We start from the raw sequence: 9,148 nt of genomic DNA, 5'->3' as shown, positions 1-9,148 counted from the left end.
AATGGCAATATCAAAACGACGAGTTAAACGCTCCATGGCATCAATATTGTCAATCGCACATGGCTGTTCAATTAGATCCACACCACCATCTTGCAGAAGCTGAATACCTTTGATCGCTTCTAACTCAGACCAAGCACGGTTCACATCGACACGGATAGAAATATCAGCACCTAACGCTTTTTTGATGGTGAGAACATGCTCAACATCTGCTTCTACAGCACGAGAACCAATTTTTAATTTAAAGAAGTTATGACGCTTAGCTTCGATCATCTTTTTCGCTTCAGCGATATCTTTATCCGTATCACCAGAAGCCAACACCCAAAGCACAGGGACGCTGTCACGCAGACGGCCACCTAGCACTTCAGACAGCGGCAAGCCTAAACGTTGAGCTTGAATATCGAGTAAAGCAGTTTGAATGGCACATTTTGCAAAACGGTTGCCATTAATATTCTTCTTCAACACTTGCATAATTTGAGCAACGTTGAGATCAGTAAAAGTTTTGAGTAGTGGAGCAAAATAAGTATCGATATTGGTTTTGATACTTTCAGGGCTTTCTTCACCATAGCCTAAGCCACCGATGGTGGTTGCTTCGCCCCAACCAATGAAACCATCCGAAGTTTCGATTTTAATGAGGACTAAGGTTTGAGTTTGCATCGTTGCGACCGCCATCTTGTGTGGGCGGATCGTCGGGATTTCAACGAGCAAGGTTTCAACTGATGTAATCATTTCCACTCTACGCATTCTTGCATTGTGTATTTCATGTGGTATACCTTAAAAGAATGCAAAAATAGAGTCGAAGATCATTTTTGCATTTTAATATATTTTAAAGGTATGGAAGTCATGGAGCTTAGACATCTACGATATTTTGTCGCAGTGGTAGAAGAACAAAGTTTTACAAAAGCAGCCGAAAAGTTATTTATTGCGCAGCCACCATTAAGTAGACAAATTCAAAATTTGGAATCAGAGCTTGGCATTGCTTTATTTGAGCGAGGTAGCCGTCCATTAAAAACAACACAAGCCGGTTATTTCTTTTATCAGCACGCAGTGAAATTACTTGCCAATGCTGAAGAAGTTAAGTCTATGACAAAGCGTATAGGTCTAGTTGAACGTACAGTAACAATGGGGTTTGTCGGGTCACTGCTTTATGGGCTGCTTTCTAAAATTGTATATTTATATAGGCAGCAGCAACCCCACTTAAAGATTGAACTTGTTGAAATGACCACGTTAGAACAAGTTAAAGCACTTAAAGAGGGGAAGATTGATGTTGGATTTGGGCGGCTTAGAATTTCAGATCCAGCATTGAAGCGAATTTTGCTTCGTGAAGAGCGCTTAATGATGGCAGTGCATGCGAGTCATCCTTTAAGTTTAAAAAAAGAAGGTGTTTATCTATCTGATATTTCTGATGAAAATATTTTTTTATACCCTAGCCATACAACCCCTAGCTTTGCAACTCAAGTCCAAGCCTTGTTTGCAGAATATAATTTAGAACCTAAAAATATACGTTTGGTGCGAGAAATTCAGCTATCTCTTGGTTTGGTTGCAGCTGGTGAAGGTATTTGTATTGTCCCAGAAAGTGCGAAATCAATTCAGCTATCCCATTTGCTTTACATCCCAATTTTAGATGAAACTGCAGTAAGTCCAGTATTTATGACGATACGTAATCTAGATGAGAGCGAGGATATCATGTCTCTAATAGATTGTATTTACCAAGTGTATGATTTAGAAGCAATTAAGTATGATAGAAATTTAATTTAGATAGGGTCTAATACAATAATTAGACTTAGGTCTAAAGCTATTGGATAAAAAATAGCAATCAAAAATCTTAAATACTCAAAATAACTACGACTTTAGCTTATGCCCCGAAAAGGGGCTTAATTTTTTTTGATAAATTTCAAACAAATAATTTTAACTTTAAAGAAAAACTAGGTTGCAATAAAAAATTCAAATTAGAAATTCTCAAAGAATTTTTTTTTTAAGTAATTATTCGTCTAATTTTTATTCAATCATAATAGAAATAAGCCCTCGAGATTATTCAGACCTTGAAGGTATATATATAGATATATTCGGTTTTGGACATTTTTTCAGCTTTAAGTCAATGTTGCGTCATATTTTTGGAGAGTTTATTTGCAGGAGGCGCAACCTTGGAAGCAAACAAATTAAATATCAATCGTGTGATTGATGATGCTAAGTTCACACCATTTCATTGGGGTGTATTATTTTGGTGCTTATTGATTATTATCTTTGATGGTTATGATCTTGTCATTTACGGAGTTGCATTACCTTTATTAATGCAGGAATGGGCATTAACTTCAGTACAAGCTGGATTGTTAGCAAGTACAGCTTTATTCGGGATGATGTTCGGTGCTATGTCATTTGGTACATTATCAGATAAGCTTGGTCGTAAAAAAACCATTATGATTTGTGTGGCAATCTTCAGTGGATTTACATTTTTGGGGGCATTTGCATCAAATCCAACTGAATTTGGTATTTTACGCTTTCTTGCTGGTCTGGGTATTGGCGGTGTGATGCCTAACGTTGTTGCTTTAATGACTGAATATGCACCTAAGCGAATTAGAAGTACTTTAGTTGCCCTTATGTTCAGTGGATATGCAATTGGTGGTATGACGTCAGCATTATTAGGTGCTTGGTTAGTTCCACAATATGGCTGGAAAATTATGTTCTATATCGCTGCATTGCCTTTAATCGCATTGCCGTTGATTTGGAAATTCCTACCAGAATCTTTGATGTACCTGACCAACAAAAACCAAACCGAGCAAGTGCGAATTAATGTAAAGAAAATCGCACCTGAAAAAAATATTACTGCTGACACTCAATTTGTATTAGATGAAGTCACAGCAGGTGATGAAGCTCCTTTAAAAGCATTATTCCAGCAAGGTCGTACCTTTAGTACATTCATGTTTTGGATCGCATTCTTTATGTGTTTACTTATGGTTTATGCTTTAGGAAGCTGGTTGCCAAAACTTATGATTCAAGCGGGTTACTCGCTTGGTGCAAGTATGATCTTCCTATTTGCATTAAATATCGGTGGTATGGTGGGTGCAATTGGTGGTGGATATCTTGCAGATCGTTTCCACATCAAAAAAGTACTTACAATTATGTTCGTGTGCGGTGCACTTGCACTTATCCTTCTCGGCTTTAATAGTCCACAAATCGTGTTGTATACGCTAATTGCAATCGCGGGCGCTGCAACGATTGGCTCACAAATTCTACTTTATACATTCGTCGCACAATATTATCCGTCAACAGTTCGTTCAACTGGTATGGGGTGGGCATCTGGTATTGGTCGAATAGGTGCAATCGTAGGTCCAGTACTCACCGGTGCTTTGTTAACCATGGAACTTCCGCACCAAATGAATTTCTTGGTCATCGCAATTCCTGGTGTGATTGCAGCCTTAGCAATTTTCATGGTGAATCTGAAAAATTCAGTAGATGGTAAAATTGCTCAGGAAGAATCTGTACACTCTTCTAAAGTCGTAGAACAAACTCAGTAAAAATTCTTTATAAATAAGACAGCTGCCAGAAGGTGGCTGTTACTTAGACTTTTAAACCATTTTATAGGATAAGAGAGATTAGGATGATCTTTTCAAACAAACCTTTTACTTTAAGTTTAATCTCATTAGCTGTTTTAACATCTACTGCAGCATACGCGAATAGTCCACAACAGTCTGAAATAGAGCAACTACGTCAAGAAATTGAAGTACTTAAATCAATGATGGAACAACAACAGAAGAATGCTGTTGTACAGACAAAATCGATTGAGACATTAAAAACTGAATCTGTTAAACCCCAACCAAAACTAAATGTTGGTAAAGATACCACTTTTAATTTTTATGGAAATGTTCGTCTAGATGCTTCATATCAAGCTGAAGGTAGTGGGTTAGATCGCCTATATAATAATATTAATAAGGTTCCTTTAACCGGTAATAATGAGGCGAGTGATCAGCTTAAGTCGACTCTATCAGCAACACGTTTAGGTTTGGATATTCATAGTCAAATTAATGATAAAAAAGTTTCAGGTAAAGTTGAAGTCGACTTTTTGGGTGGAGCTGGATTAGATAATCTTCGTATACGTCATGCTTATATGAATTACGATAAATGGTTAATTGGTCAAACTTGGTCTAACTTTGCTGTGCCAGACTATATGCCTGAAACGATTGATGCCTTAGGTTATGTGGGTGGTGCTGTAAAACGTACACCTCAAGTTCGTTATAGTATGAGTTTAGCACCTGCAACAGGCTTGGTCCTTGCAGCAGAAGATCCAAAAGATGGATTATCTAAAATGCGTACACCTGCAGTCACAGCGCGATTGAATCATCAATTAAATGATGATGCTAAACTCAGTTTACGTACTATGGTCAATGAAAAGAAAACAGAAGTTGATGAAGTCGTTGCATGGGGCGTAGGACTTGGTATGCAATATAAATTAGCTCCTTCAACTACACTGAAAGCTGACTACTATCATGTAAAAGGAGATAGCAGTTTCGTTTCATGGACGAATCCTGGTATCAGCCGTAGCTCATCTGGTGAAATTTTAGATGAGAATGAATTTGACTCAATTACCATAGGTCTAACGCAGCAATTTAATCCTCAATGGCGTGGAACTGTTGGTTTTGGTTATATGAATCAAGATGTAACAAATGCTTATCGAGGTGGTGCAGTAAATCTGACAGAGATCAATAAGGAGCTTTGGCAAGGTTGGGTCAATGCATTCTATAGTCCGATCAAACCGATTAGCCTTGGATTGGAATATGTGTATGGTGAGCGTAAAGCTGTAGTATCTGCACCAAATGGTTCTAACACAGGTGAGGATAATCGTGTAAGTGCTGTAGCAATTTACAATTTCTAAATTATTCAAACTTGAATGATGATAAAAAGAGCGATTTTTCGCTCTTTTTTTATGGGATGGTTTTAGAGAATGTCATAATAGATCCTAGAAAAAATAAAAATATAAAAGTACTATGAGATCTTGTTTTACTTTACATTCTCATCTACTAGGAGAAGGCGCGTTTCGTGTACGAATTAGATTGCAAATTACTCAGTATTTTTTTTCATGTTTACAAATTTAAAAGTGTCTCGATTGCTGCTGAACAATTGCAGATGAGTCAACCTGCTGTAAGTAATATTCTTAATAAAATTCGACAACATTATAACGATCCGCTTTTTTTAAGAATTGGGAATGAAATGATCCCGACGGAATTATCAAAGCAATTATTCCCATTGGTCAGTGAAGCATTAAGTAAAGTTGAAGCGATTAATAATTTTACGATCGATTTTGATGAAGCTATATCAGATCAACAATTCACCTTGGCGATGACTGATGTTTCGCATTTAGTATTACTGCCTAAGATTTCCCAATATCTAAAAGCAAAAGCATCTCATGTCAGATTAAATGTGCGTCCAATAACTTCTGAAACAAGTTATCAAATGGCAAATGGTGAAATTGATCTTGCATTAGGATTTCTGCCTCATTTGGAAAATGGCTTTTATCAACAAAAACTATTCGAGCAATATTATGTTGTAATTGCAGCAAAAGATCACCCTCGTTTAACGGGAGATTCAATCAGCAAAGAGCAGTATTTGGCAGAATCACACATTGATATTGATGCGGGAATGGGGCATTACCATATTGAAAATGAGCTGTTAAACCTTGAACTTAAAAGAAATATTTTAATGCGATTACCAAGTTATCTTGGTGTTGGTCTTGTTGTTCAAGAAACTGATGCGATTGCTACAGTGCCTTACTATCTAAGTGAAGTTTTATTATCACGAGGCAATTTAAAAATCTTTGATGCACCTATTGCTTTCCCGACATATGGTGTTAAACAATACTGGCATATGTCCTGTCATCATAAGACCAGCCATCAATGGCTTAGACATATGTTTCATGAAATCCTTGTAAAATAACACCCATAAATACTCTATGAGCAAGCGATTGGGGTTATATAGGTAGGCTATTCCTTAAATAAAAAATAGCCTAAGCTCTAAGCATCGTTATTAATTTTTAACTAAACCGCCATCCACTATTAAATTTTGACCAGTGACAGCATTGGAGTACGGTGACAAAAACATTAAAATGGCTGAAGCAAACTCATCAGGAGTGACTACTTTACGCAAGGGGGTAGCGGAAGCAATATAATCAAAAACTTCCTGTGGCGTGCTTTTACTTGCATCAGTTTGTTGAAGTAATCCACCAGACAACATATTGACATTAATTCCAAACTCACCTAATTCATGAGCACATGTTCTCGTCAATGCGAGAAGGGCAGATTTTGCAGTAGTATAGTCATGATATGGCACAACAGGATTTTGCACCAAGTTTGTTCCTATATTCACAATTCGACCGAATCGATTAGCTTTCATGTCGGCTAAAGCGGCTTGAGTAGTATTAAGGGCAGCTTTAACAGCACCCTCAAACTGAGTGTGCATATCATTCCACTGTATTTGTGAAATATTTGGTCTTGCATCCCCGTTAAATTTAAATCTAACGAGTGCATTATTCACAATTGCATGTATAGCTTCACCAAAATGCAGTTTGGCAGCGTTAATCATTTCTGAAACTTGCTCTGCATCAGTAATATCTGCTTGATAACTAAAAACTTGATCAGGATGTGAAAGTTTTAATGTCTGAGCGGACTCATGACTACTATGATAATTAACGACGACACGAGCACCTTCGCGCAATAATGCCTTGGTAATTGCCAATCCAAGGCCTCGTGCTCCACCTGTAACAAGTACAATCTGTTCGTTTATTTTCATTTACATACATCCAATAAGACTTGGTGAAGATTGTATTTAAATAATAAGTAACTTCAACCTTTGATAAAGCATATATTTATTTTTGAAATGAAATTTCTAATAGTTTGTGATGAATAAATCTGAGCTTGTCTAAGACTTTGTCTGATAGCGTAAATGGGTATGCATCATCTAAACCCATACTGCGATTAAGTGCATTTAAGTTAAAAGTGATGATTAACCAGTTTTGTAAAACAGTTTCAATGTTTTTAGCACCAATCGGATTTTCTTCGATCGTCATACTTGGGAGATCAGCACGTTTAGATTGAACACTCAGACCCGCATAATATGCTGTTTCTAAGGTATCCATCATATGTAAATAATGTGCCCAAGTCTCTGCCCAATCTTCCCATGGGTGAGCACTTGCATAGGAACTAATAAATTTTTTCTGCCAGTCTATGGGTGGACCTTCGTGATAATGTCGCTTTAAAGCCGCAGCATAATCTTGTCGTTCATCTCCAAATGTTACTCTGAAAGCATCAATGAGATCTGGTCGAAGCTGTTGAATGAGATCGAAATAGTAATGCCCGCTTTCGTGGCGAAAATGACCGAGTAAGGTTCGATAGTTTTCACCCATTTTTATTCGGGTTGTTTCGCGGTATACGACGTCTGCTTCGCTTGCATTTAATGTAATTGTACCTTGAGCATGACCAGTTAAAACAGAAAGATCTGGATCGGGCATCAAAAAATTAAATCTAAGTCCAAATTGATCTTGATCATTTTTTTTTGGTCTCGGCATGATATTTAGTTGTTGCATCATATAAAGGAAACGACGCTTCGCATGCTCTAATCTGCTCCAATAGATGGTGTGATCAGGATTATTTAAATTTGGAATAATAGAGGTTAGTTTGCAAGAGTCACAGTAAATATCAGAACTTTCTGCAGGAATCATCCAATTGCATACATGATGATGCAAATAATTAAAACAGGGTTTATAGAGTTTATTTTTGAATTTAGGGTTAATAGATTTCCACAACTGACTAGTATGTTTATGGAAACTTCCCATTTCTCTTTCTTCTACTACATATCCTAAATTAATTCCACAATGAGTACATGTAGAATTCATAAAAAAGATTTGCCGATTGCACTGCGCGCAAGAAAAATATTTCATAAAAATTATTCATTTTTTTGAGATTATACCATTGCTTTTTTCAAAAAAAATTTGTGTTTCTGATATTAAATAATGAAAATTAAAAGCAAGAAAAATGATGAACAATAAGTGATCAACGTATTGAATTTGTAAATAGCAGTATAATTAAGATCATTTAGTTACTGTATAAAATAAAATCAATTTTATTAAAAAATAGTGTGATGCAAATCACAATATATTAAAATATATGATTTTTAATCTAAAAAAATCTTGATTAGAAAACTAAATGATCGTTTAATGCTATCAAGTAAAATTTCTTTAAATCTATGGGTATTTTGTATATGCAAACTCAGATTATCTCAAAAAAAACCTTGAATAATACGATCACTTCAGAAAGCAATATAATTAAAATTGTTGAAGACTCAGTTGTAATGATCGACGTGGCTCCTGAAGATGTTCAAGAGCTGATTGTGAATGATAATCAGGTCATTATTAAACTTAATAATGGGGAAACAATAACCCTAGAAAACTTCAATTATGAAACATCTGATTTAGTTTTCCGTAACCAAAATAGTGAGATGTTTGTTCTTGATTTCAAAAATGTAGAATACAACCCTTTAGAAAGCATAGAAGCGTTACTAGAAGGTGGTGCTGGAACTGGCGCTACAATCTTAAATAATTGGTTAGCTGGTGGTGCACTTGCACTAGGTGCAGTTGGAGTTGGCGTTGCTGTATTTGATGCTGCTAATGGATCAAGTGACACAAAACAACCTTCCAAAGATCTCAGCAAATTAGTTGATGCAATCAATGATGCTAAAAATTCATTAAATCAATTGGATGGTGATGAAAAACAGCGAGTTGAAAATGCTATTAATGATGCAGAAGCTGTTTTAAAAGACCCAGAATCAAGTCAAGAATTACTTGACCAGACGGCTGATGATTTAATTTCTATTGTTGAAGATGCTTTAAAAGATCAAGAAGCTAAAGATGCTGCTAAATTAGAAGAAGCAATTAATAATCTTGAAGCTGATTTGGAAAATGCAAAGGATAAGTTGGAAAATGAAGATCCAAATGATCCATATACTGATGAAACTAGATCAGAATTAGAAAAAGAAATTGAAGAAGCTCAAAAGCTTGTAGATGACTTTAATAATAATATTGGTGACAAGCCAAGCATTGATGATGTAAATAATGCTCGTGATGAACTAAATAATGCTGTGGATAATCTTACTAATTTAGATTTTT

General features: G+C 36.0%; 8 protein-coding genes. 5 read left to right on the top strand and 3 right to left on the bottom strand.

Annotated features, from left to right (window positions below; translation table 11 throughout):
• The coding region (locus CL42_RS14840) for a muconate/chloromuconate family cycloisomerase (RefSeq protein ID WP_035270295.1) at positions 1-726 on the bottom strand (726 nt) is incomplete at its 3' end.
• A gap of 114 nt (positions 727-840) precedes the next feature.
• Between CL42_RS14840 and CL42_RS14835 the strand changes: the two genes are divergently transcribed.
• The 4 genes from CL42_RS14835 to CL42_RS14820 all read left to right on the top strand — a co-directional run bounded on the left by CL42_RS14835 (position 841) and on the right by CL42_RS14820 (position 5,925).
• Positions 841-1,755: a LysR family transcriptional regulator gene (locus CL42_RS14835; protein ID WP_035270297.1), complete on the top strand. Its 915-nt coding sequence runs from the start codon at positions 841-843 to the stop codon at positions 1,753-1,755.
• A gap of 386 nt (positions 1,756-2,141) precedes the next feature.
• Positions 2,142-3,512, top strand: coding sequence for an MFS transporter (locus CL42_RS14830; protein ID WP_035270292.1), 1,371 nt, complete (start codon positions 2,142-2,144; stop codon positions 3,510-3,512).
• Positions 3,513-3,595: 83 nt separating this feature from the next.
• A complete protein-coding gene (locus CL42_RS14825; protein WP_035270289.1) occupies positions 3,596-4,867 on the top strand; it encodes a DcaP family trimeric outer membrane transporter in 1,272 nt (423 codons plus the stop codon).
• Between the two features lie 164 nt (positions 4,868-5,031).
• Positions 5,032-5,925, top strand: a complete 894-nt coding sequence (locus CL42_RS14820) for a LysR family transcriptional regulator (protein ID WP_035270286.1) — start codon at positions 5,032-5,034, stop codon at positions 5,923-5,925.
• Between the two features lie 90 nt (positions 5,926-6,015).
• Here CL42_RS14820 and CL42_RS14815 read toward each other — a convergent pair whose 3' ends face one another.
• On the bottom strand, positions 6,016-6,777 hold the full coding sequence (locus CL42_RS14815; RefSeq protein ID WP_035270283.1) for a 3-oxoacyl-ACP reductase: 762 nt from the start codon (positions 6,775-6,777) through the stop codon (positions 6,016-6,018).
• Between the two features lie 76 nt (positions 6,778-6,853).
• Entirely contained in the window at positions 6,854-7,924 is a 1,071-nt protein-coding gene (locus tag CL42_RS14810) for a zinc-binding metallopeptidase family protein (protein WP_035270280.1), read from the bottom strand.
• A 320-nt stretch (positions 7,925-8,244) separates the two neighbouring features.
• On the opposite strand from CL42_RS14810, the gene CL42_RS14805 reads away from it, so the two are divergent.
• Positions 8,245-9,148, top strand: a 904-nt coding sequence (locus tag CL42_RS14805; RefSeq protein ID WP_035270277.1) for a BapA/Bap/LapF family prefix-like domain-containing protein, incomplete at its 3' end; no start/stop codon positions are given.

Origin of the sequence: Acinetobacter sp. Ver3 (assembly GCF_000632455.1) — a bacterium.
In the GTDB taxonomy this organism is placed as follows: domain Bacteria; phylum Pseudomonadota; class Gammaproteobacteria; order Pseudomonadales; family Moraxellaceae; genus Acinetobacter.
This window is presented reverse-complemented; position numbering and strand designations above follow the sequence as displayed.